24 protein-coding genes, 3 tRNA genes and 1 pseudogene are annotated in these 23,834 nt (G+C 52.3%); 16 read left to right on the top strand and 12 right to left on the bottom strand.

Annotated elements, in window-relative coordinates; translation table 11 throughout:
• Window positions 1-2 precede the first annotated feature (2 nt).
• From dnaT to OGV75_RS06180, 3 genes are all read right to left on the bottom strand, one after another.
• Window positions 3-542 carry a primosomal protein DnaT gene (dnaT, locus tag OGV75_RS06190; protein ID WP_016151588.1) on the bottom strand — a complete coding sequence of 180 codons (540 nt, stop codon included), beginning with the start codon at window positions 540-542 and terminating at the stop codon, window positions 3-5.
• 123 nt (window positions 543-665) lie between these two features.
• Window positions 666-1,139, bottom strand: coding sequence for a threonine/serine exporter (locus OGV75_RS06185; protein ID WP_016151589.1), 474 nt, complete (start codon window positions 1,137-1,139; stop codon window positions 666-668).
• Window positions 1,130-1,906 carry a threonine/serine exporter family protein gene (locus OGV75_RS06180; protein ID WP_016155624.1) on the bottom strand — a complete coding sequence of 259 codons (777 nt, stop codon included), beginning with the start codon at window positions 1,904-1,906 and terminating at the stop codon, window positions 1,130-1,132. Before OGV75_RS06180 ends, OGV75_RS06185 begins: the two co-directional genes overlap by 10 nt.
• 458 nt (window positions 1,907-2,364) lie before the next feature.
• On the opposite strand from OGV75_RS06180, the gene OGV75_RS06175 reads away from it, so the two are divergent.
• Together OGV75_RS06175 and bglJ are read left to right on the top strand one after the other, a co-directional pair.
• Window positions 2,365-3,090, top strand: a complete 726-nt coding sequence (locus tag OGV75_RS06175) for a response regulator transcription factor (RefSeq protein ID WP_131405577.1) — start codon at window positions 2,365-2,367, stop codon at window positions 3,088-3,090.
• Window positions 3,051-3,728, top strand: a complete 678-nt coding sequence (gene bglJ, locus OGV75_RS06170) for a DNA-binding transcriptional activator BglJ (RefSeq protein WP_131405578.1) — start codon at window positions 3,051-3,053, stop codon at window positions 3,726-3,728. Before OGV75_RS06175 ends, bglJ begins: the two co-directional genes overlap by 40 nt.
• 57 nt (window positions 3,729-3,785) lie before the next feature.
• Here bglJ and OGV75_RS06165 read toward each other — a convergent pair whose 3' ends face one another.
• Entirely contained in the window at window positions 3,786-4,244 is a 459-nt protein-coding gene (locus OGV75_RS06165) for a YbaK/EbsC family protein (RefSeq protein WP_101700350.1), read from the bottom strand.
• Window positions 4,245-4,609: 365 nt separating this feature from the next.
• Between OGV75_RS06165 and OGV75_RS06160 the strand changes: the two genes are divergently transcribed.
• Complete coding sequence (locus OGV75_RS06160) at window positions 4,610-5,953, top strand: PTS sugar transporter subunit IIC (RefSeq protein WP_016151595.1); 1,344 nt, start codon at window positions 4,610-4,612, stop codon at window positions 5,951-5,953.
• A gap of 29 nt (window positions 5,954-5,982) precedes the next feature.
• On the opposite strand, the gene fhuF is transcribed toward OGV75_RS06160, so the two are convergent.
• Both fhuF and OGV75_RS06150 read right to left on the bottom strand, forming a co-directional pair.
• Window positions 5,983-6,771 (bottom strand): siderophore-iron reductase FhuF, encoded by a 789-nt coding sequence (fhuF, locus tag OGV75_RS06155; protein WP_047414505.1) that lies wholly within the window; start codon window positions 6,769-6,771, stop codon window positions 5,983-5,985.
• Between the two features lie 108 nt (window positions 6,772-6,879).
• Window positions 6,880-7,955: pseudogene (locus OGV75_RS06150) on the bottom strand (GGDEF domain-containing protein).
• Between the two features lie 216 nt (window positions 7,956-8,171).
• Between OGV75_RS06150 and OGV75_RS06145 the strand changes: the two are divergent.
• Window positions 8,172-8,447: a DUF1435 domain-containing protein gene (locus tag OGV75_RS06145; protein WP_019078313.1), complete on the top strand. Its 276-nt coding sequence runs from the start codon at window positions 8,172-8,174 to the stop codon at window positions 8,445-8,447.
• Window positions 8,448-8,486: 39 nt separating this feature from the next.
• On the opposite strand, the gene OGV75_RS06140 is transcribed toward OGV75_RS06145, so the two are convergent.
• From OGV75_RS06140 to rsmC, 4 genes are all read right to left on the bottom strand, one after another.
• Window positions 8,487-8,572 (bottom strand) — tRNA-Leu (locus tag OGV75_RS06140).
• Between the two features lie 31 nt (window positions 8,573-8,603).
• Window positions 8,604-8,689: transfer RNA gene (locus OGV75_RS06135), tRNA-Leu, on the bottom strand.
• 28 nt (window positions 8,690-8,717) lie between these two features.
• Window positions 8,718-8,804: transfer RNA gene (locus OGV75_RS06130), tRNA-Leu, on the bottom strand.
• A 209-nt stretch (window positions 8,805-9,013) separates the two neighbouring features.
• Complete coding sequence (rsmC, locus tag OGV75_RS06125; RefSeq protein ID WP_047358379.1) at window positions 9,014-10,042, bottom strand: 16S rRNA (guanine(1207)-N(2))-methyltransferase RsmC; 1,029 nt, start codon at window positions 10,040-10,042, stop codon at window positions 9,014-9,016.
• 103 nt (window positions 10,043-10,145) lie between these two features.
• On the opposite strand from rsmC, the gene holD reads away from it, so the two are divergent.
• The 8 genes from holD to OGV75_RS06085 all read left to right on the top strand — a co-directional run bounded on the left by holD (window position 10,146) and on the right by OGV75_RS06085 (window position 16,656).
• Window positions 10,146-10,559: a DNA polymerase III subunit psi gene (gene holD / locus OGV75_RS06120; protein ID WP_046275496.1), complete on the top strand. Its 414-nt coding sequence runs from the start codon at window positions 10,146-10,148 to the stop codon at window positions 10,557-10,559.
• Window positions 10,528-10,974 (top strand): ribosomal protein S18-alanine N-acetyltransferase, encoded by a 447-nt coding sequence (rimI, locus tag OGV75_RS06115; protein WP_046275497.1) that lies wholly within the window; start codon window positions 10,528-10,530, stop codon window positions 10,972-10,974. The genes holD and rimI overlap by 32 nt, the downstream gene beginning before the upstream one ends.
• 14 nt (window positions 10,975-10,988) lie before the next feature.
• Window positions 10,989-11,669 (top strand): pyrimidine 5'-nucleotidase, encoded by a 681-nt coding sequence (yjjG, locus tag OGV75_RS06110; protein WP_286480456.1) that lies wholly within the window; start codon window positions 10,989-10,991, stop codon window positions 11,667-11,669.
• 92 nt (window positions 11,670-11,761) lie between these two features.
• Window positions 11,762-13,351 (top strand): peptide chain release factor 3, encoded by a 1,590-nt coding sequence (prfC, locus tag OGV75_RS06105; RefSeq protein WP_016151601.1) that lies wholly within the window; start codon window positions 11,762-11,764, stop codon window positions 13,349-13,351.
• Window positions 13,352-13,657: 306 nt separating this feature from the next.
• The gene (gene osmY, locus OGV75_RS06100; protein WP_286480437.1) at window positions 13,658-14,275 is read left to right on the top strand and encodes a molecular chaperone OsmY; all 618 of its coding nucleotides are present in this window, start codon (window positions 13,658-13,660) and stop codon (window positions 14,273-14,275) included.
• 127 nt (window positions 14,276-14,402) lie between these two features.
• Complete coding sequence (locus OGV75_RS06095; protein ID WP_003019081.1) at window positions 14,403-14,564, top strand: DUF1328 domain-containing protein; 162 nt, start codon at window positions 14,403-14,405, stop codon at window positions 14,562-14,564.
• A 245-nt stretch (window positions 14,565-14,809) separates the two neighbouring features.
• Entirely contained in the window at window positions 14,810-15,883 is a 1,074-nt protein-coding gene (locus OGV75_RS06090; protein ID WP_019078315.1) for a patatin-like phospholipase family protein, read from the top strand.
• Window positions 15,880-16,656 carry a metal-dependent hydrolase gene (locus OGV75_RS06085; RefSeq protein WP_016155630.1) on the top strand — a complete coding sequence of 259 codons (777 nt, stop codon included), beginning with the start codon at window positions 15,880-15,882 and terminating at the stop codon, window positions 16,654-16,656. The genes OGV75_RS06090 and OGV75_RS06085 overlap by 4 nt, the downstream gene beginning before the upstream one ends.
• Before the next feature lie 32 nt (window positions 16,657-16,688).
• On the opposite strand, the gene OGV75_RS06080 is transcribed toward OGV75_RS06085, so the two are convergent.
• A complete protein-coding gene (locus OGV75_RS06080; RefSeq protein ID WP_286480436.1) occupies window positions 16,689-17,552 on the bottom strand; it encodes a YjjW family glycine radical enzyme activase in 864 nt (287 codons plus the stop codon).
• A complete protein-coding gene (locus tag OGV75_RS06075; RefSeq protein WP_095715613.1) occupies window positions 17,524-19,074 on the bottom strand; it encodes a YjjI family glycine radical enzyme in 1,551 nt (516 codons plus the stop codon). The genes OGV75_RS06080 and OGV75_RS06075 overlap by 29 nt, the downstream gene beginning before the upstream one ends.
• 261 nt (window positions 19,075-19,335) lie before the next feature.
• Between OGV75_RS06075 and deoC the strand changes: the two genes are divergently transcribed.
• The 4 genes from deoC to deoD all read left to right on the top strand — a co-directional run bounded on the left by deoC (window position 19,336) and on the right by deoD (window position 23,810).
• Window positions 19,336-20,115 carry a deoxyribose-phosphate aldolase gene (deoC, locus tag OGV75_RS06070; RefSeq protein WP_016155634.1) on the top strand — a complete coding sequence of 260 codons (780 nt, stop codon included), beginning with the start codon at window positions 19,336-19,338 and terminating at the stop codon, window positions 20,113-20,115.
• A 179-nt stretch (window positions 20,116-20,294) separates the two neighbouring features.
• Window positions 20,295-21,617 carry a thymidine phosphorylase gene (gene deoA / locus OGV75_RS06065; protein ID WP_016151609.1) on the top strand — a complete coding sequence of 441 codons (1,323 nt, stop codon included), beginning with the start codon at window positions 20,295-20,297 and terminating at the stop codon, window positions 21,615-21,617.
• A gap of 50 nt (window positions 21,618-21,667) precedes the next feature.
• Window positions 21,668-22,891 (top strand): phosphopentomutase, encoded by a 1,224-nt coding sequence (gene deoB, locus OGV75_RS06060; RefSeq protein WP_016151610.1) that lies wholly within the window; start codon window positions 21,668-21,670, stop codon window positions 22,889-22,891.
• A gap of 199 nt (window positions 22,892-23,090) precedes the next feature.
• Complete coding sequence (gene deoD, locus OGV75_RS06055; RefSeq protein ID WP_000224864.1) at window positions 23,091-23,810, top strand: purine-nucleoside phosphorylase; 720 nt, start codon at window positions 23,091-23,093, stop codon at window positions 23,808-23,810.
• The last annotated feature ends 24 nt before the right edge of the window (window positions 23,811-23,834 follow it).

Raw genomic sequence — 23,834 nt, 5'->3', positions numbered from 1 at the left:
CGTTATCCTCTAAAACCCGGTGGAATATGGTTGTCAGGCTCGCTGACACTGTTCACATCGCGCTTCGGCATTCCGCCATTGCTGGCCCGGCCAATCTGGATGCTGCGTGCCAGTTTTTGCTGCCACTGAATATGGTGAAAGACTTTGCCTTCGGCCTGCCAGTAGGCGACAAATGAGGCTAGTTCCTCGGCGGTGACCGGTTCTCTTAACGCCACGCCCCACAGGGCGGCCTGGCGCTGAAAGTCGGCATCGGGCTGCCAGTCAGCGTACATCGCAAATTTCCCCATTGGCACGACAACAGGAGCGGTTTGCGGCTCTTCATAAAATTGTGCATCCAGCGTCACATCGCTTCCCGGGCGTGACAGCTTCTCTTCAAGCGCTAACAACTCGGCCAGTCGTGCAGGCGTCACCGCGTAAAATGCTGGCGCGTTATTGGCGAATACGGCTACGGCGCCGCCCGCAGACCTGGCCAGCACCGTGTGGTGATCGTGTAGTAAGGCGTCAATGCTAGTGACGTCCGGCGTCAAAATTTTGCTGGGCATAATGTTTCTCAATACTGAACAACAACCGAGAAGGGGACTGCTTTTATAGTAACACAGAGAAGAAGGAGAGCAGCAGATGAGGGGGCGATTCCCCTCTCTGCGAAGAGCTAACAAAGCGTGCCGCTAAACGCGCGGGCGTTTGCGATACAGCCATAATCCCGGTACGGATAGCCCGATAGAGAGCGCTCCAACAATCGATGAGGCTTTCAGGAAATTGGTCAACAGCGTGATCATCAGCGCTTCGCTGTAACCAAAATGGCCGATTTTTACCGCCGAGATCATGGCGGTATAGGCAGAGATCCCAGGGAACATGGGGATTACTGCCGCAACGGTGAAGACTTTCGGATGCGCCAGATACCAGCGTGACCACTGGATCCCAATGCAGCCCACCAGTAGCGACGCCATAAAGGTTGACCATTCGATATTAAATCCTGCGCTCATCATCACCATTCGTGAACCGTGGCCGAGTGCGCCGAGTAACGCGCACCAGGGGAGCGCCCGATGTGGTACGTTAAATACCATGGCAAAGCCAAGCGCCGGAATCGCCGACAGGATCATGTCCTGCATTAGCGCCAAAATGAAATCGATCACGCCCATCCGCGAAGCCCCCATAAGGTCATCGACATGACTACGCCAATGCAGGTCGCCAGCGTCAGCAGACTGGCAATAGCCCAGCGAGCGAGCCCTGTATTAATGTGTCCCTTAAACATATCCGCGACGGAGTTGATCAACGGAAAACCCGGAACCAGCAGCAGCACGCTGGCGGCCATGGCGATGGTTGGAGTGTGGTTAAACGTCGGCAAGGTCAGCAGCAGACCAGAAATCGAGGTTGCCACAAACGCAGTAATGCAGAAGTTGATTTGCGGGTGCAAATGCCGGGACGCCAGAATCTGGCGAATATACATTGCCACCATACTGGCGAAAAAGGTGATCACCGCGCCATCCCATCCGCCATTATTGAGTTTACAAAAGCAGGCGCAGGACAAGCCGACCATAAAGGCGACCAACCATCTTGGATAGCGCAGCGGCTTAATCTGGCTAAAGCGTTTCTCAACGCCTTTAACATCCAGCAGTTTGTGTTCCGCCAGAATAACGATGTGCTGCACCTCCGTCACGACGTGCATGTTAATTCCGCGATCCTGATTTTTTCGCGTTGAAGTCAGGCACTGCCCGTCTTTAATGGTGGTCAGGACGATGGCGTTAGAGGAGATAGCGCTTTCTACGCTATCCATGCCAAGCGCCAGCCCGAGGCGGGTGGATAGCTCGTCAACCAGCGCACTTTCTGCCCCATGCTGAAGTAAAAAAAGACCGCATTGAATACATAACCGTGTAACCGTTCGCTGTGACGACTGCTCTGTTTGCATGACTCGCTCTGACTGAAAAGGATCTCTTTGCGTGGCGGATGTCTTCTTTTTATCATGAAGCATGATCCTGTTGGCTCTGGCTAAGATCAATCTTTGCGTCGAAAAAAGATGCAGATCGTACGTCTGATGCGTTTGCACACCTCACTTGCTTATCAATAAAGACAGCACTTATGAAAATGTAATGTTATTTATCAGGATGGAAAATACGTAAGCAACGCTAACGATCTATTGTAGTTCTTTTAATTGTACAAAGAGTGTATTCATGAGTAATTATTGGCATGATGGTTCAATAGTTTGATGCTACTGGGATTGTAGCGGTATAACTTTGTTTATAAATAAAAGCCAAGGATAAACAATTCACCTCGTCTATTGTTTAGGGTTTCCTGTTAATTAATACTTTTAATTTATCAGGGGATTTTTAATAAGTGCGAATACGGACTGGTGAGTGTGGAGGAGATATGTTGCCAGGACGCTGCAAAAACGCAATTATTATTAGTAAATTACCGATCGTACAAACCGGACTTAAAAGTGTAATGCAGGGGCAGTTCGCTGATTATGAACTTACCTACTGCCGCTCCGTCGAAGAATTGACGTTGCTGCAGCTGCGTTGTGCCGATTTGGTGATTGCTGACTTATCCGGAGACTGTAATCATCCACGTTCAGTCTGCGAACAGTATTATTCTTTATTATCTCAATACCGCGATATTCATTGGATATTTCTCGTTTCTCGTGTTTTTTATCCGCTGGCCATTGAATTGCTGATGTGCCCTGTCAGTTCGCTGTTATCTGATGCCGAGACGATTGAAAGTTTGGTGAATATTATTCACGCAGGAAATAGCCGTGCCGAGAGAATTAGCAAGTCTCTGCTCTCTCCGCCCCTGATGCCAGAATTAGCAGACCATAGCGCCCGCTCAATTGTACTTACCCTCTCGGAGAGGAAAGTGCTGAGACTCCTGGGAAAAGGTTGGGGAATTAATCAGATTGCGACATTGCTGAAGAAAAGCAATAAAACGATCAGCGCCCAAAAGAACAGCGCTATGCGTCGCTTGTCGATACATAGCAATGCAGAAATGTACGCCTGGATAAACAGTTCTCAAGGATCGCGAGAATTGAATTTACCTTCAGTTTATGGAGAAACCACGGAATGGAAAGCCGAAGCATCAAAAGAAACGTTGCGCTGGTAGAGAAGTGCGCGATGAGTAGCGTCGGTATTAAGAGCCTGTTTAATACCATGCCGGATAATCAATACGAACTTCATATCTTTTCGAGCCAGCCTGCATTTAGTCAGGTGATGTTAAAAACGTCGTTTTCGGCGGTTATTTTCTCTCTCTCTGCAATCAGAACCGATCGCAGGGCCGGGTTAGCTTATCTGACGGAACTGGCTGTAAATTTTCCGCGTATTCGCCGGGTGGTGATTGCTGATGATGACGCTGAAGCGCGATTAATCGGCTCTTTGTCGCCGTTGCCGTTAGATGGCGTTGTGAGCAAATCTTCTTCATTAACGGTACTGCAGGACGCGTTATTTACGGTATTGAACGGCCCCAACCGGGGAAACGAAGGTTCTAAAAACCATTGGTATATCAATCAAAGCCGTATGCTCAGTCCAACAGAACGAGAAATACTGCGCTTTATGTCGAATGGCTATTCAATGCCGCAGATCGCTGCTCAGTTAGAGCGGAATATTAAAACCATTCGGGCACATAAATTTAATGTGATGTCCAAGCTGGGCGTGAGCTCAGATGCCGGACTGCTGGATGCTGCAGATATCCTGCTGTACCTGCGTGCAGGTGAACCTGCACCTTTTCTACAGGCGGCTTCTTAGCGGGTAATGTTAGATCGTTTCGTGCCGGGTTTCGTTATCGGCACGGAACGTGAATCATCACTGACACACATCCACCCAGGTGGCGGAAGTCAGCTCAGCCATCCTTTCTGGCGTGATACGAACGGCGCTGTGGATGGCGCCTGCGGCGGGAAGCACTTCAGCGTAATGCTTCAACGAAACGTCGCAGTATACCGAAATCGGCGTTTCCAGTCCGAAAGGGCAAACGCCGCCAACGGGATGGCCGGTCGCGTTCACTACTTCATCGCTACTCAACATACGGGCTTTGGCACCGAAAGTGCTCTTTAGCTTTTTGTTATCCAGCCGGGCATCACCTTTGGCGACGACCAGAATAATGTCGTTCTTGACCTTCAGCGAAAGCGTTTTCGCGATCTGGCCTGGTTCGACGTTATGGGCTTTCGCTGCCAGATCGACGGTAGCTGTGCTCTGATCTAATTCGATAATCTCAATATCTGGTGCATATTGCGCTAAAAATTGGCGTACTGATTGCAAACTCATTCTTCTCTCCAAATCGCCTACAGGCAGCTCCATCCAGCAGAAAACCGCATGGCGTAATTTGTCATAGGGGCAAGCTCGCTGTAAATATTTTAATGTAACAACATGGCAACATTGGCAGTTTTTCGATCGTCTTCACAATCAAAGAAACCGGTTACAGTAACCGGTTGCAGAATGCTCAAATGGCGATTAATACTGAAGTTGTCACTTCCTCTGTATTACATAATAAGAGCCATCTATGAAACTGAACTCAAAATGCAGTAGCGCTGGCGTTCCTCCCGGCACGGTTGCGAAAAGTAGTAATGGGCTTTACGTGGTGGTGTTGATACCAGCACGGTTGCAGGGTTTTGCACAACGGGAGAACGGCTATGTCTACTAATCATGCTGTGTTTAATGTGATTTTCCGCTTCGTTGAAAATTACGTCAGCCCTGTTGCCGGGCGCATCTCTTCACAACGTCATGTGATGGCTATCCGTGATGGGTTTATTTCGGCGATGCCCTTTATGATCGTAGGCTCGTTTCTGCTGGTTTTCGCCTATCCACCTTTTTCTCCGGATACCACCTGGGGGTTTGCACGTGCGTGGCTGGATATGGCGAAACAGTTTGAAGGCCAAATCCTCACACCGTTTGATATGACGATGGGGATCATGTCAGTCTACATATGTGCGGCTATCGCTTATAACCTGGGCAAGCACTATGTGAAGTCACATCAGCTAGATCCTTTCATGTGCGCGATGCTATCGATCATGGCTTTTTTGCTGATTGCTGCACCGAAAACCAAAGGCACTATGCCGGTTGATAGCCTGGGCGGTACGGGGATTTTCACTGCCATCCTGGTGGCTATTTACTGCGTTGAAATGATGCGCTTCCTGAAGGCGCACAACATCGGCATTCGTTTACCCGATCAGGTGCCGCCGATGATCAAAAACTCCTTCGATCTGCTGATCCCTGTGCTGGTGGTGGTGCTGACGCTGTACCCGCTGAGTCTGGTGATTCAGTCGCAGTTTGACATGCTGATCCCGCAGGCCATCATGGCCATCTTTAAACCACTGGTGTCTGCAGCGGATTCTCTGCCAGCGATACTGCTGGCGGTGCTGATCGGCCATCTGCTGTGGTTTGCGGGTATACATGGCGCGGCAATTGTGTCGGGAATGCTGCAAATGTTCTGGCTCACCAATCTCGGGATGAACCAGTCGGCGCTGGCGCAGGGCGCGCCTTTACCGCATATCTTTATGGAAGCGTTCTGGACGTTCTTTATTGTGGTTGGAGGTTCCGGCGCGACGATGGGGCTGGTGATTTGCTATCTGCGTAGCCGTTCGGCCCATCTACGATCGATCGGGCGTTTGAGCGTTGTTCCGAGCATTTTTAATATTAACGAACCGGTGATTTTCGGTACACCGATTGTCATGAACCCAGTGTTCTTTATTCCCTTCCTGCTGGCCCCGATGGTGAACGCAGTGCTGGCCTGGGCGGCGATGAAGCTGGATTTGATTGGGCGGGTGATTTCAGTGGTTCCCTGGACGGCCCCGGCACCGGTTGGCGCGGCGTGGGCGTTAGGCTGGGACTATCGTGCGGCCATTCTGGTTGTCCTGCTGGCACTGGTGTCTGCCGTTATCTACTTCCCATTCTTTAAGGTTTACGAAAAGCAGCTATTAGCGCAGGAAAAAGAAGAAGCACAGCGTATAGAAGAAGAAAATCAGCAGGTTGCGTAACTGACGGGCGAGGGGCTACGGCTCCTCGCTTACTTCAGCGTGCAGTCACCGCATTGCTGGACATCGGGCAGGCGATAGCGCTGGCAGCAGGTTCTGCGCACTAACAGTCCCTCGCGCGGAACAACGGTACGCCACAGGGGATTATCCTGACCGCAGGAGAGTTGTTTCTCAAAAAAACAGGTCTGGCGCAGTGTGGTCAGCAGTTCTTCACCTAATAACGGCTTCATTTCCGTTAAATACCAGTGAATTAAATATCCGGTGTTGCTCCAGATAAGCTTCGCATTGATCTCGCCTGTCGCTTCCAGCGCCTGCACAACCGGCGTCAGCGCCGAGAGAATCAGTGTTTCCATGCGTTGCTGAGGAGACTGGGCCGTGACCTGGTGATCCTGATGCACGTCGATCCAGAAGCAGGCAGCACGGCCTGTTTCGTGGAATTCTACGTGCATGTGTTCAGGAGAGACGTCGATGGCCTCTTTTTGCGTCAGCAGGGCCACCATGAGCGGAGGCATCATCAGGCCGATATACCACTGCGCCCAGAGAGAAATCAGCGGCTTATTTTCGCGTGGCAGCGTGGGCTGATTGCGATAAATATGGTCTGAATAGACAGCCAGCAATGAACTTAGCGTCGTTGATTGCGTCCATTCATGTAGCGTCATCGCACCTGGCACGGGCGTTTCGTCAAGACGAATGAAGTCCAGCAGGTGCTCACGGGTGTTGGCTATCGTTGCGCGTACGGCAGCAGCCAGCGAGGGCATCTTTGCAGGCAGAGGGCTACGCCAGATGACATCTTCAACGATCGGTGCGGAACGATAAGCCATGTCGATATAAGGATGTTAATCTTAATGATAATGATTGCTAATCCTATAATTGACATTGAGCGATGGCAAGATCTTTGTCGCCATCCCGGGCCACACCGCACAGATAGCTCAGGCAGAAGGGCAGTTTACCCGCAGGTCATCGCTGACCAGCGTACTGTTGCGCCCAAGGCTCTTGGCCTCATAAAGGGCTTTATCCGCTCGGGCAACAGCGGCATCAATATCCTGCTCGACCAGAGGCGCAATACCAATACTCACGGTTACGTTGGTTGCCACGCTCTCGTTAAACATGTGAGGAATTTTAAGGTCGTACACCTTCTGGCGAATACGTTCGGCGGCAGCCTGGGCCTGCTGGGGATCGACCGCGGTCAGCAAAACCATAAACTCTTCCCCACCAAAGCGCGCCACCACGTCCCGGGAGCGCACGGAGTCACGAATTGCGGCAGAGACGCGGATCAGCGCCTGATCTCCCATCATATGACCGTAGTGATCGTTATAGGCTTTGAAATGGTCGATATCCAGTAGCAAGACGTAGTGCTTCGCGTTGCTCAAGGCCAACAGCGTATCGAGTCGGTGTTGCAGCCCCCGACGATTGTACAAACCGGTTAGCGGGTCGAGCATGCTGAGCCCGTTCAGGGTTTCCCGTTCTTCCAGCAGTTTATACATCAGCTGCTGGGCGAAGCCATCGTAGCGCTTCTGTATCACATGCTGGATGGCGATCCCGGCCATGGGTAGCGCCATAAAATAGAAAATTCGCAAACCATGCTCGCTGCCATTCAGCCATAAACAGACGGCGACGGAAGGCAATGAGTGAAGCGTAAACGCGATGATATTATTGGCAAAAGCGATAGAACCAATAAACAGCACGCTGAGAAGCGCGATTAATAGAAAATAATAATCATTATGACCCAGAGCGTTATATTTCAGGAAAATATGTAATGCCCATAGCAAACCAAAAACGATTGAAATAAAAGGAAGATTAATTCTTTTATCCACATATTTCCTATGCCATGCCAGCAACAATGTACTCATCACGAGAATCAGCAATGCCGGTACTGACAACGCTTTGACGGCAAACAGGGAAAAAAAAGCGTAAACAGTGCGGAGACTGCGTTGAGCAGCAGAAATAATCGTAAAGAGAGTTGGTATTTTTTGGTGCGCAGAGCTCGCCAGGATTGTACTGTCATAGGTAAATATTGTTAGTTATCTGCAATGTACGAAGGTGTGTTGGTAAATAAAACAAATAACGAACGGGGTATCATTCGCAGAGGTTTTTATTGTTTTTAGTTGAAAAGCTAACCGGCGAGCAATTTATCACCTTAAATTATTCATGTCATCAATCGTTAAGTAAAACTCATATAATTGATAGTGCCTCCTAGCTGACAAATGAGAAAATTTATCATATGATATTGGTTATCATTATCAATGTCATAGGTGGTACCATGTTGCAACGTACGCTGGGCAGTGGATGGGGTGTTCTGCTGCCGGGAATACTGATTGCCGGGATGGCATTTAGCGACCTGTCGGTCTACGTATGGAAGGCGATGATTGTATTAGGATTACTGTTGACTTCACTCATGCTGTACCACAAGCGTTTGCGGCATTTTGTCCTGTTGCCTTCATGTGCGGCGCTGATCGGCGGCATTGTTCTGGTGATGATGAACGGGAATCAGGGATGAACAAAACAGGGAAGAAAATCAAGAGGGAAATAAGATAATTGGTGCGAGGGGGGGGACTCGAACCCCCACATCCTAAGGACACTAACACCTGAAGCTAGCGCGTCTACCAATTCCGCCACCTTCGCACAGTCATCTTATTTTTTGATATCGCCTCGTTGGTGCGAGGGGGGGGACTCGAACCCCCACATCCTAAGGACACTAACACCTGAAGCTAGCGCGTCTACCAATTCCGCCACCTTCGCCCAGTGCGAGCAATATCAACGTGGATTATGGTGCGAGGGGGGGGACTTGAACCCCCACGTCCGAAAGGACACTAACACCTGAAGCTAGCGCGTCTACCAATTCCGCCACCTTCGCATACCATCGACACTCAAAAAAGTATCGTTACCACGGAGGCGCATTCTAGTGGTTTTCAACTTTTCGTCAATAGTTAATTGCCCAGGACGCGCTTAATTGATGTAAAAATGGGCGCTAAACGCAGGCCGTGTAAACGAAGTGCCACCCCGCATTTAGCAAACCCTGCCGGATGGCGGTGCAGGCACCTTATCCGGCATGGGATGGCCGTTCTACTTCTTCGCCTGACGCGTCATGATGGTGCGATAGACCTTGAAGCGACCGGTCTGCGCGATAACTTCGTGGAAGCCAAACACTTCATCCAGTACCTTCGGATAAGGCAGGAAGGCGTTCGCCACGATACGCAGTTCACCGCCGCTGTTGAGGTGGCGCACTGCACCGCGAATCAGCGTTTGCGCGGCATCGAGGCTGGTCTGCATCCCGTCGTGGAACGGTGGGTTGGAGATGATCATATCAAAGCGACCCGTCACGTCAGAAAAGACGTTACTGGCGATTACGTCTCCTTCAATACCGTTGGCAGCAAGCGTTGCGCGGCTGGCTTCAACGGCGGCGGCACTAACATCGCACAGGGTTAAGCGCACTTTTGGCGAGTGGCTGGCTAAGGCGACGGAGAGTACGCCTGCACCGCAGCCGACATCCAGAACTTTGCCTTTGGTGTGCGGCGTCAGCGTGGAGAGCAGCAGTTGGCTGCCAACATCCAGGCCGTCACGGCTGAATACGCCCGGCAGCGTTTTGATGGTCAGATTTTCGGTCTGGTATTCATCCCAGTATTTTTCTGCATCAAAGACCGGCTGTTTTTCCAGACGACCATGGTACAGGCCACAGCGACGCGCGCTGTCGACTTTGTTCAGCGGCGCGTATTCGGCCAGCATCTGCTCTGCGCTACGAACGCCGCTGCGGTTCTCACCAACAACAAAAATATCGGTGCCCACCGGTAACAGCGACAGAATGTTCATCAACTGGAACTGGGCTTCCGGCTTATTCTTCGGCCAGTAGTAGATCAGCGTATCGCTATCGGCAACGTCATCGGTCTGGGCGACGAGGCTAAAGCGAACGTTGTCGCCCATCTGGCGGTTAAGCACCTGCCAGTGGTGAAGCTGCTGAGTGTGCGCACGGCTGGCGGCGCATTCAAAATGGGCAGGCAGGTCATCCTGCAAATCACCGGCAAACAGAATACGGCTTTGTTCGAAATCATCACTGTGGCGCAGCAAGACTTCACTTGCCGGGGTAAAAGCAGACATGGAGTGCTCCTTAAATTGTACAGCGGGGGATTATAGTTGTTTGATGGCACGGATTCGACAAATTTGCTATATTTGCGCCCCTGATAGACAGGAGTGTTTCGCTATGACATCCCGACGAGACTGGCAGTTACAGCAACTGGGCATTACGCAGTGGTCATTGCGTCGTCCCGGCGCACTGCAGGGCGAGATCGCGATTTCAATTCCTGCGCACGTCCGTTTGGTGATGGTTGCTGCACAATTACCCGCACTAACTGAACCGTTGATGAGCGATATTTTACGCGCATTAACCGTCAGCCCGGATCAGGTTTTACAACTGACGCCTGACCGCGTCGCCATGCTGCCGCAGGGCAGTCGCTGTAATAGCTGGCGGCTGGGAACCGAAGAGCCGCTGCTGCTGGAGGGCGCTCAGGTCGAGAGTCCTGCGTTTAATGAATTACGGGAAAACCCCGCGGCCCGCGCCGCGTTATGGCAACAAATCTGCGCATATGAACACGATTTCTTCCCTCGAATCGACTGATTTACCTGCAGCATTTCAGATTGAAAAACGCGCTCACGCTTTTCCGTGGAGTGAAAAAACATTTGCCAGCAACCAGGGCGATCGCTACCTCAATTTTCAGTTGAGGGTTGACGACGTAATGGCCGCCTTTGCGATTACACAGGTCGTGCTGGATGAAGCTACGCTGTTCAATATTGCCGTCGATCCTGACTTTCAGCGCCGGGGCCTGGGGCGTGAGCTACTGGAATACCTGATCGATGAGCTGGAAAAGCGTGGCATTTTGACACTGTGGCTTGAAGTACGCGCCTCAAATGCTGCCGCTATCGCGCTGTACGAAAGCCTGGGCTTTAACGAGGCGACGATCCGGCGCAATTACTATCCGACGGCCGATGGTCATGAAGACGCCATTATAATGGCATTGCCAATCAGCATGTAAGACAAGGTGTAATGATGAAGAAGTGGGACTGGATTTTCTTTGATGCCGACGAAACGCTGTTTACGTTTGACTCGTTTACCGGCTTACAGCGGATGTTTCTCGACTATAGCATTACCTTTACCGCTGAAGATTTTCAGGACTACCAGGCCGTAAATAAACCGCTGTGGGTGGATTATCAAAACGGTGCGATAACCTCATTACAACTCCAGCACGCTCGTTTTCAGAGCTGGGCTGAACGCCTGAAGGTTGAGCCAGGCCAGCTTAATGACGCCTTTATCAATGCGATGGCGGAGATCTGCTCGCCGTTGCCAGGGGCGGTTTCTCTGCTCAATGCGATTCGTGATAAAACAAAAATCGGTATTATTACTAACGGCTTTACGGCGTTGCAGCAAATCCGCCTTGAGCGGACGGGGCTGCGCGACTATTTCGACCTGCTGGTGATTTCTGAGCAGGTTGGCGTGGCAAAACCCGATCCCCGTATTTTTGACCATGCGCTGGAGCAGGCGGGCAATCCTGAGCGTTCTCACGTACTGATGGTGGGCGACACCGCAGAGTCCGATATTCTTGGCGGCATTAACGCCGGGCTATCCACCTGCTGGCTAAATACGCACCACCGCGAGCAGCCAGCGGGCATTCAGCCGACCTGGACCGTGGCGTCATTAAGTGAACTGGAGCGGCTCCTGTGTAAACACTGATTGCCTCCCCCCCGTTGATGGGTAAAATAGCCGCAATTTTTCGTATTCAACTTGCACGGCCTGTTGCCGTGCTTACCTAAGAAGATTTGACTATGACGTTGTCTCCTTATTTGCAAGAGGTGGCCAAACGCCGCACTTTTGCCATTATTTCTCACCCGGATGCCGGTAAAACGACAATTACTGAAAAGGTACTGTTATTCGGACAGGCGATTCAGACCGCCGGTACGGTAAAAGGCCGTGGCTCCAGCCAGCATGCGAAATCTGACTGGATGGAAATGGAAAAACAGCGTGGTATCTCCATTACCACCTCTGTGATGCAGTTTCCATATCATGACTGCCTGGTAAACCTGCTGGACACCCCAGGGCACGAAGACTTCTCTGAAGATACATACCGTACTCTGACGGCGGTGGACTGCTGCCTGATGGTCATCGACGCCGCAAAAGGTGTTGAAGACCGGACCCGTAAGCTGATGGAAGTTACCCGTCTGCGTGATACCCCGATCCTGACCTTTATGAACAAACTCGACCGTGACATCCGCGATCCGATGGAGCTGCTGGATGAAGTCGAGAATGAACTGAAAATCGGCTGTGCGCCGATCACCTGGCCAATTGGCTGCGGTAAGTTGTTCAAAGGCGTCTATCACCTATATAAAGACGAAACTTACCTGTACCAGACGGGTAAAGGCCACACCATTCAGGAAGTGCGCATTGTTAAAGGTCTGAACAACCCGGAACTCGATGCCGCCGTGGGGGAAGACCTGGCGCAGCAGCTGCGCGACGAGCTGGAGCTGGTGCAGGGCGCGTCTAACGAGTTCGACCATGAGCTGTTCCTCGCGGGCGAAATCACCCCGGTATTCTTCGGTACCGCGCTCGGTAACTTCGGCGTTGATCATATGCTGGATGGCTTAGTGGAGTGGGCGCCTGCGCCGATGCCCCGTAAAACCGACACCCGCGTCGTTGAAGCCTCAGAAGAAAAGTTCACCGGCTTCGTGTTTAAAATTCAGGCCAACATGGACCCGAAACACCGTGACCGCGTGGCGTTTATGCGCGTGGTGTCCGGCAAGTACGAGAAAGGGATGAAAATGCGCCAGGTGCGCATTGGTAAAGATGTGGTTATCTCCGATGCGCTGACTTTTATGGCCGGTGACCGTTCTCACGTGGAAGAAGCGTATCCGGGCGATATTCTGGGTCTGCACAACCACGGCACTATCCAGATTGGCGATACCTTTACCCAAGGCGAAATGATGAAGTTCACCGGTATTCCGAACTTCGCGCCGGAGCTGTTCCGTCGTATTCGTCTGAAGGATCCGTTGAAGCAGAAACAGCTGCTGAAAGGGCTGGTTCAGCTGTCCGAAGAGGGCGCAGTGCAGGTTTTCCGTCCGATCGCTAATAACGATCTGATCGTGGGCGCTGTTGGTGTGCTGCAGTTCGACGTGGTGGTTTCACGACTGAAGAGCGAATACAACGTTGAAGCGATTTATGAGTCGGTCAACGTAGCGACAGCACGCTGGGTAGAGTGTTCTGACGTGAAGAAATTCGAAGAATTCAAGCGTAAAAACGAAATTCAGCTGGCGCTGGATGGCGGCGATAACCTCACCTATATCGCGCCGACCATGGTTAACCTGAATCTCACCCAGGAACGTTACCCTGACGTTCAGTTCCGCAAAACGCGCGAACACTAATCGACCTTCAGGGCACGGTATCCGCCGTGCCCTACAACTTTTCCTGTCTTTTAAATCCCTTGCGGAATGTTCTTAAAACCTCTCGTTTTTCTTTTGTTTGCACGTTTTTTAGTCAATCTGGGCTGCGATCACGAAATCCTGAACTATATTTAACAATGTGATGACATAAATGTCGGCGTTAAATGCTTTTTAGGCTGCCTGTTGCAGCTTCTATTGCTGATATTTATTCCACTTACAAGATTAGTTGCTGGCTCAAGCCGTTTTATGGCAGAGCGCAGCTTTTAGCAAACATACAGGAATACATCGATGACAATGACAGGACTTAAGATTTCTAAAACGCTGCTGGCCGTGATGCTGACCTCCGCTGTTGCAACGGGTTCTGCTTATGCAGAAAACTCCACGACGGATAAAACGCAATCCGGCGTCGAAAGTGCGGGGCAGAAAGTCGATAGCTCCATGAACAAAGTCGGTAATTTCATGGATGACAGCACCATCACTGCGAAAGTAAAAGCCGCGCTGGTGGATCACGATAGCATTAAGAGCACCGACATTTCCGTTAAAACCGACCAGAAGGTGGTGACGCTAAGCGGGTTTGTTGAAAGCCAGGCACAAGCCGAAGAGGCAGTTAAAGTCGCCAAAGGCGTTGAGGGTGTGACCTCCGTTAGCGACAAACTGCACGTACGTGATAGCAAAGACACTTCTGTAAAAAGCTATGCGGGCGATACGGCAATCACCAGTGAGGTAAAAGCTAAGCTGCTGGCCGATGATATTGTCCCTTCCCGCAAAGTGAAAGTTGAAACCACCGATGGCGTGGTACAGCTTTCAGGAACCGTTGAATCACAGGCTCAAAGCGATCGCGCTGAGAGCATCGCCAAAGCGATTGATGGCGTGAAAAGCGTCAAAAACGATCTTAAAACTCACTAATTAGACTTAATTCGTCCTCCCGACGTTTGTCGGGAGGCGTGTTGTGCACCACACTGAAAATATCGCCGATGGGCAGCCTGAGTGCTCATATCAAGCGGTGACATTAACTATGGTAAAGGAGAAGCGCATGTTTCGATGGGGCATCATATTTCTGGTTATCGCGTTAATTGCCGCTGCACTGGGTTTTGGTGGACTGGCGGGTACCGCTGCTGGCGCAGCGAAAATTGTTTTTGTGGTGGGGATCATTCTGTTTCTGGTCAGCCTGTTTACAGGTCGTAAACGGCCCTAGCGACATCCCCTTTATTCTTCAAGTTAAAGGTGCGCTGGCTACGCGTGCTCGCCCGTATCACTTACCAGAGTAAGCAGATCGGGATTCACGCCCTTGCCGCCTTCTTGTAACTCGAATTATTTTGGGGATTAACCGTAAAGATAACTTGCTACTAAGCCAGTCCACCGGACTGGCTTTTACGGTTTTAGCATCAGGCAATTTGCGTTACTTTGTTGTTCTATTACAAAAACAACAGGAAGGCAGAGGTGGGGCAGAGAATACCCGTCACGCTCGGTAATATTGCGCCGTTATCGTTACGTCCGTTTCAACCAGGCAGTATGGCGCTGGTGTGTGAGGGCGGCGGACAAAGAGGCATCTTCACCGCTGGCGTACTGGATGAATTCATGCGCGCGCAGTTCAATCCTTTTGATCTCTTCTACGGGACCTCCGCTGGCGCGCAAAACCTTTCAGCCTATCTTTGTAACCAGCCGGGTTACGGCCGTAAAGTCATCATGCGTTACACTACCCGACGTGAATTTTTTGACCCGGTGCGCTTTGTGCGCGGGGGAAACTTAATCGATCTCGATTGGCTAGTGGATTCGACTGCGTCTCAGATGCCACTGGCGATGGATAACGCCGAGCGCCTGTTTGCCGCAGGGAAATCGTTTTATATGTGCGCCTGTCGGGGCGATGACTACACGCCTGGCTATTTTTCGCCGAACCGGCAAAACTGGCTCGATCTTATTCGTGCCTCCAGCGCGATTCCCGGGTTCTACCGCGCAGGGGTTGCGCTGGATGGTGTGAATTATCTCGATGGGGGAGTCAGCGACGCCATTCCCGTGCAGGAAGCGGCGAAGCAGGGGGCAAAAACGCTGGTGGTTATCCGCACCGTGCCTTCGCAAATGTATTACACCCCGCAGTGGTTCAAGCGTATGGAACGCTGGCTGGGCGAAAGCAGCCTGCAACCGCTGCTGAATCTGGTCCAGCACCATGAAGCCAGCTATCGCGCGATTCAGAGTTTTATTGAGAAACCGCCGGGCAAGCTGCGTATCTTTGAGATCTACCCGCCCAAACCGCTCCATAGCATGGCATTAGGAAGCCGTATTCCGGCGCTGCGGGAAGATTACAAGACCGGACGCCTGTGTGGTCGTTACTTCCTGGCAACCGTCGGCAAGCTGTTGGCGAAAAATGCGCCGTTGCCTCGTCAGACGCCGAAGATTATGGTGCCGGGACCGGTCGTGGTTCCACCTGCGCCGGTGGCTAACGACGCTCACGCCCCCGTGGTGACCAATGCGCCTCAGGCTAACGACACGACGTTTAATAATGAGGATTTGGCGTGAGTTATCGTTTTATTGATACGCATTGTCACTTTGATTTTCCGCCGTTTACGGGCGATGAATCTGCCAGTATTCAGGGCGCGGCTGACGTCGGCGTGCAAAGCATTATCGTTCCGGCCACCCAGGCGGCAAATTTTTCCCGTGTACTGGCGTTAGCGGAAAATTACCCTCCATTGTTTGCCGCCCTGGGGCTGCACCCCATTGTTATTGAGCAACATAGCGATGACTGCCTGGAGCAGTTGCAGCAGGCGCTGGATAAGCGTCCGCAAAAGCTGGTGGCGGTAGGTGAGATTGGGCTGGATCTTTATCGGGACGATCCGCAATTCGATAAGCAAGAGCGGCTGCTGGAAGCGCAGCTTAAGCTGGCGAAGCGTTACGAATTGCCGGTGATCCTGCATTCGCGGCGCACTCATGACAAGCTGGCGATGCACCTGAAACGCCATGCTTTACCGCGAACCGGCGTGGTGCATGGATTTTCCGGGAGCGTGCAGCAGGCCGAACGTTTTGTGCAACTGGGCTACAAAATTGGCGTGGGCGGCACCATTACCTATCCGCGCGCCAGTAAAACCCGCGAGGTAATGGCGCAACTGCCGCTGGACTCACTGCTGCTGGAAACTGACGCGCCGGATATGCCGCTCAACGGCTTTCAGGGACAGCCGAATCGCCCGGAGCAGGTGGTCAGAGTCTTTGATGTCCTCTGCGAGCTGCGCCCGGAACCTGCGGATGTTATCGCTGATGCGCTGTATCGCAATACGACGGCGTTATTTGATTTTTAATTGCCTGACGACGGATGCGTCGCATCCGGCAATCACAGGTACAGCGCCGGGAAGATCAAATTATCCACCCCGCGCTCGCGCAATCTTTGCGCCAGTTGCTCCACATCCTCAGGCGTGGCGCTCGGCCAGTCTTTCGCTTCGCCGTACACCCCGTGCGCATGAAAGGCATTTAGCCGCACTGGTACATCACCTGAACGTTTGATAAACGCCGCCAGTGCATCGATATGCTGTAGATAATCCACGTGGCCAGGAATAACCAGCAGGCGCAGTTCCGCAAGTTTTTCCTGCCCGGACAAAAAGGTAATGCTTTGTTTAATTAGCGTGTTATCGCGGCCAGTCAACTGTCGATGACACGCGCTATCCCAGGCTTTTAAATCGAGCATTACGCCGTCGCATACCGGCAGTAGTTTTTGCCAGCCGGTTTCGCTCAGCATGCCGTTGCTGTCTACCATGCAGGTCAGGTGTTGCAGCTGCGGATCGGTTTTGATCGCGTTAAACAGCGCCACGATAAACGGCAACTGGGTGGTCGCTTCGCCGCCGCTGACCGTAATTCCTTCAATAAACAGCACCGCCTTGCGAATATGCTGCAGCACTTCATCAACGCTCAGGGTTTGCGCCATCGGCGTGGCCTGCTGTGGGCACATGTGCAGGCAGGTATCGCACTGCTGACATACGTCGGATTGCCATCTCACTTTCCCCGCACTCAGGCTCAGCGCTTCATGCGGGCAATGCAGGATACATTCCCCGCAGTCGTTGCAGCGTCCCATCGTCCACGGATTGTGGCAATTTTTACAGCGCAGGTTACATCCTTGCAGAAACAGAGCCAGGCGACTGCCCGGCCCGTCGACGCAGGAGAAAGGAATGATCTTACTTACTGAAGCGCATCTGCTGTTCATGGCTAATCACGCGAGGTTGTCGTTCCAGAATGCGCGTATTGCGCGCGGCTTCTTCGCCCAGCCAGGTGGTGTTGGTGCGTGAACCTTCGGCGCGATATTTTTCCAGATCCGACAGGCGTACCATATAGCCGGTGACGCGGACCAGATCGTTACCACTCACGTTGGCAGTAAACTCACGCATCCCAGCTTTAAACGCCCCGAGGCACAATTGCACCAGCGCCTGAGGATTGCGCTTGATGGTTTCATCCAGCGTGAGAATGTCGCTGATCCCAGCGTGATAATACGCATGATGCGGCGCGACGGTTTGCAGGTGAGTGATCGGATCCGGCTCATCGCCGTAGGGCAGACGCGCGCCCGGCGTGGTGCCGATGTCAGAACTGATCCCTGACTGTGCGTGCAGCATTGCGCGCTGCTTCCAGCCAAATTTCACCGGGGTACTTTCTACAAACTCCGCCAGTTGGGCGCTGATGCGATAGCCGAGCTGATTGGCGACCTCGTCTTTTCCGTAGCGAGCATTCTGCCCCGCCTTATCGCACAGCAGATTCACCGCCTCCGCCAGGCCATACATGCCGAACATAGGGACAAAACGTTCGGGATCAATCAACCCTTCCTGCACCAGGAAGCTATTCTCAAAGAAATGTGATTTTTCATAGAGGAATTCACATCGTGAATCAATGATGGCGATTTGCTGCTGGCAATAGTGCGGTAGGGTGCGCGTAAAGAAGTCATCGACAGAGGTGCTGCGCTCTGCGATGGCTTTCAGATTGAGCCTGACCAGCGTGCTTCCACCCCCGGCGAGCGGCAACGAGTTGTAACAGCTGACGACGCCATACTGACCTTTTGTGAAAATTTTATCATTTTCGGGGCCGTTGGAAATGTGCGGCTTACTGCACTCGCAGATATTTTTCGCCACGTTGAGCAGCAGGTCGTCAGGTGTAATTTGCGGATCATAAATGAACGTCAGATTAGGCGAAACCTGCTTTAACTCTGCGTCTGCGCGTAAAATTGCACGGGTGACAGGCGTATCTGCGGGGCCGATATTGGCATGCATAAATGCGTCTGGCAGGGTTCTGTCGAGATAACGCCAGAAACGTTTTATTCGAATATCGATCTCATCTTGTGTTAGAATTCTAACATACGGTTGCAGCAGAACGTCGAGCTGGCCGAGATAGACCGGCATCGAGGTGACTGACGGAACGTGGTGATACAGGATGGTGAGTAAGGATAACGCGTCATCAAGATCCCTGGCTCCTTCCAGTTCCAGCCATGAGGAACCGTTAGCCAGAAAACGCGCGTAGTCGGGTAAAACATAGCGCGGTTTGAACGGGGCATGACCTTCATACATATCGCAGATCACCCCGTCATCCAGCGCCTGGCGAGCCTCAGCAGGTAGTTGCGGGTAAGGCAGCGCGTTTTCAGCCTCCAGTGCCAGGAAGTGGCGTTTCTGCTCAGGGCTGAGCACCGGACTGGTCACGATTTGTTGGCAACGCTGTTGCAGCGCGAGTTCGCTTGAAGTGGGCATCGTTGATTCCTTTTTATCCCGAAGGTGTAACGCCATTGTAGAAAGCAACGCCGCCACAACCTTTGATCCGGATGCGCCTGATGCCACCGCATCCCTTCTTGAAAGGTGATTTATTTGAAGTAGATCTCATTAGAGTAATGCAAATCTGTATGTGGTTTTCATTAACTGTGATGTATATCGAAGTGTAATAGCGAGCGGATGTTAGAATACTAACAAACTCGCAAGGTGAAATTTTATACGGCGATGCCGTTGGAGAATGTTATGACCGATTTAACAGCAAGCAGCCTGCGTGCACTGAAACTGATGGACCTGACCACCCTGAATGACGACGACACCAATGAAAAAGTGATCGCGCTGTGTCATCAGGCGAAGACCCCGGTAGGCAACACTGCCGCTATTTGCATCTATCCGCGTTTCATCCCTATCGCGCGTAAGACGCTGAAAGAGCAAGGCACTCCGGACATCCGTATTGCAACCGTGACCAACTTCCCGCACGGCAACGACGACATCGAGATTGCGCTGGCTGAAACCCGCGCGGCGATTGCCTACGGCGCGGATGAAGTTGACGTGGTGTTCCCTTACCGTGCCCTGATCGCCGGTAACGAGCAGGTTGGTTTTGATCTGGTTAAAGCATGTAAAGATGCGTGTGCGGCGGCAAACGTGCTGCTGAAAGTGATCATCGAAACCGGTGAGCTGAAAGAAGAGAGTCTTATCCGTAAAGCATCTGAAATCTCCATCAAAGCGGGGGCTGATTTCATCAAAACCTCTACCGGTAAAGTGCCGGTAAATGCGACGCCGGAAAGCGCACGCATCATGATGGAAGTGATCCGCGACATGGGCGTTTCTAAAACTGTAGGTTTCAAACCGGCAGGCGGCGTGCGTACCGCAGAAGATGCACAGCAGTTCCTGGCGATTGCCGACGAACTGTTTGGCGCTGACTGGGCCGATTCCCGTCACTATCGTTTTGGCGCATCCAGCCTGCTGGCGAGCCTGCTGAAAGCGCTGGGGCACGGCGATGGTAAGAGCGCAAGCAGCTACTAATTACTCGTCATACTGCAAGCCGCAGGTGCGTTAGCTGCACTCCCTCACCCCAGTCACTTACTGTAGTAAGCGCCTGGGGATGAGCTTCCTTGCCGCTTCCTGCGACTCGAATTGTTTAGAGTAATCATTCATTGCAGTGGGTTTTCCGCTGCATTTAACCTGATTTATCGGGGGTTACCATGTTTCTCGCACAAGAAATTATTCGTAAAAAACGTGATGGTCATGCGCTGAGCGATGAAGAGATTCGTTTCTTTATCAATGGGATTCGCGACAACACCATCTCTGAAGGGCAAATCGCCGCCCTGGCGATGACCATTTTCTTCCACGATATGACAATGCCTGAGCGTGTTTCGCTGACCATGGCAATGCGTGATTCAGGAACCGTGCTGGACTGGAAAAGCCTGCAGCTGAACGGCCCGATTGTGGATAAACACTCTACCGGCGGCGTGGGTGACGTAACATCACTGATGTTAGGCCCGATGGTCGCTGCATGTGGCGGCTATATTCCGATGATTTCCGGACGTGGTCTGGGGCATACCGGCGGTACGCTCGATAAACTGGAAGCCATCCCAGGGTTTGACATCTTCCCGGACGATGCGCGTTTCCGTGAAATTATTAAAGACGTGGGTGTGGCGATTATTGGGCAAACCAGCTCGCTCGCACCGGCGGATAAACGTTTTTATGCCACCCGCGATATTACCGCGACGGTGGATTCCATCCCGCTGATTACCGGCTCTATCCTGGCGAAAAAGTTGGCGGAAGGGCTGGATGCGCTGGTGATGGATGTGAAAGTAGGCAGCGGCGCCTTTATGCCGACCTATGAGCTTTCTGAAGCGCTTGCCGAAGCGATTGTCGGCGTGGCGAACGGGGCGGGTGTACGTACCACCGCGCTGTTAACCGATATGAACCAGGTACTGGCATCCAGCGCAGGTAACGCGGTAGAAGTCCGCGAAGCGGTGCAGTTCCTGACAGGTGAATACCGCAATCCACGTCTGTTAGACGTCACGATGGCGTTGTGCGTGGAAATGCTGATCTCCGGCAATCTGGCGAAAGATGATGCCGAAGCCCGTGCGAAATTGCAGGCGGTGCTGGATAACGGCAAAGCGGCAGAGATTTTTGGTCGCATGGTTGCGGCGCAGAAAGGCCCGACCGATTTCGTCGAAAATTATGCGAAGTACCTGCCGACGGCAATGCTCAGCAAAGCGGTATATGCTGATACCGAAGGTTTTGTCAGCGCTATGGATACCCGTGCGCTGGGAATGGCGGTTGTTTCCATGGGCGGCGGTCGTCGTCAGGCTTCGGACACCATTGATTACAGCGTTGGCTTTAGCGACATGGCGCGTCTGGGCGACAGCGTAGACGGACAGCGTCCGCTGGCGGTGATCCACGCCAAAGACGAAGCCAGCTGGCAGGAAGCGGCGAAAGCGGTCAAAGCGGCAATTAGCCTTGACGATAAAGCGCCAGAAATTACACCGACAGTCTATCGTCGTATTACCGAATAACTGTATACTGATCTGATCGCTTTTTTGCGGCGCAGATGTTGGAGAACAAGATGAAACGTGCATTTATTATGGTGCTGGACTCCTTTGGTATTGGTGCGACTGAAGATGCGGATCGCTTTGGCGACGTAGGCTCAGACACTATGGGACACATTGCAGAAGCCTGTGCGAAAGGCGAAGCTGACAAGGGTCGCAAAGGTCCACTGAATCTGCCTAACCTGACCCGTCTGGGCCTGGTGAAAGCTCACGAAGGTTCTACCGGTAAAATTGCTGCTGGTATGGACGGTAACGCGGAAGTGATTGGTGCCTACGCCTGGGCGCATGAACTCTCTTCCGGGAAAGACACGCCGTCTGGCCACTGGGAAATCGCGGGTGTTCCGGTTCTGTTTGACTGGGGTTATTTCTCCGATCATGACAACAGCTTCCCGCAGGAACTGCTGGATAAACTGGTCAAACGTGCCAACCTGCCGGGCTACCTCGGCAACTGCCACTCTTCCGGTACCGTGATCCTGGATCAACTGGGTGAAGAGCATATGAAAACCGGCAAGCCGATTTTCTATACTTCCGCAGACTCCGTGTTCCAGATTGCCTGTCACGAAGAGACTTTTGGCCTGGATAAACTCTACGAACTGTGTGAAATCGCTCGTGAAGAACTGACCGAAGGTGGTTACAACATCGGTCGTGTTATCGCGCGTCCGTTTATCGGTGATAAAGCGGGTAATTTCCAGCGTACCGGTAACCGTCACGATCTGGCCGTTGAGCCGCCAGCACCGACCGTGCTGCAGAAACTGGTCGACGAGAAAGACGGTCACGTGGTTTCCGTCGGTAAAATCGCGGATATCTACGCTAACTGTGGCATCACCAAAAAAGTGAAAGCTACCGGCCTGGACGCGCTGTTCGACGCCACCATCAAAGAGATGAAAGAAGCGGGTGATAAGACCATCGTCTTCACTAACTTCGTTGATTTCGACTCTTCCTGGGGACATCGTCGCGATATCGCTGGTTACGCTGCAGGTCTGGAACTGTTCGACCGCCGTTTGCCTGAACTGATGGAACTGGTGGGTGAAGATGACATTCTGATCCTGACCGCTGACCACGGCTGTGACCCGAGCTGGACCGGCACTGACCACACCCGTGAGCACATTCCGGTGCTGGTTTACGGCCCGAAAGTGAAACCAGGTTCTTTAGGCCACCGTGAAACTTTCGCGGATATTGGCCAGACGCTGGCGAGCTACTTTGGTACATCGCCGATGGACTACGGTAAAAACATGCTGTGATACCCGTTGTCTTTCGCGCTGTAGATGCGTTGACTTCATTCGCTCACCCCGGTCACATAGGTAATCTATGCTCCCGGGGGTTCCGAATTCGTCGCCTTCCTACAACGCGAAATCCTTAGGGTATTTGAATTCGTTTTGTCGGTTGGGTAAGGCAGTGCTACCCCCCCGACAAAAACAATAAATCAAAAGGGAACTGAAGATGGCAACTCCACATATTAATGCAGAAATGGGTGATTTCGCTGACGTCGTATTGATGCCGGGCGACCCGCTGCGCGCAAAGCATATTGCTGAAACTTTCCTCGAAGATGTTCGTGAAGTGAACAACGTTCGCGGCATGTTAGGTTTCACCGGTACTTACAAAGGCCGTAAGATCTCCGTTATGGGTCACGGGATGGGTATCCCGTCCTGCTCTATCTACACCAAAGAGCTGATCACCGATTTTGGCGTGAAGAAAATCATTCGCGTAGGCTCCTGCGGCGCTGTGCGTATGGACGTTAAACTGCGTGACGTGGTTATCGGTATGGGTGCCTGCACCGACTCCAAAGTAAACCGTATCCGTTTTAAAGATCATGACTTCGCAGCTATCGCTGACTTCGACATGGTGCGTAATGCAGTTGATGCGGCAAAAGCGCTGGGCGTAGACGCGCGCGTGGGCAACCTGTTCTCCGCTGACCTGTTCTACTCTCCGGACGGCGAAATGTTCGACGTAATGGAAAAATACGGCGTGCTGGGCGTGGAAATGGAAGCGGCGGGTATCTACGGCGTTGCGGCTGAGTTTGGTGCGAAAGCGCTGACCATCTGCACCGTGTCCGACCATATCCGTACTCACGAGCAGACCACTGCCGCTGAACGTCAGACGACCTTCAACGACATGATCAAAATCGCACTGGAATCCGTTCTGCTGGGCGATAAAGAGTAAGTGTTGTGATGCCCGGTAGCGCTG

The sequence above is a fragment of the Citrobacter sp. Cb028 genome (genome assembly GCF_030336705.1).
Lineage (GTDB): Bacteria > Pseudomonadota > Gammaproteobacteria > Enterobacterales > Enterobacteriaceae > Citrobacter > Citrobacter braakii.
Note: the sequence above shows the minus strand (reverse complement) of the source record. Positions and strands in the feature narration are given on the sequence as shown.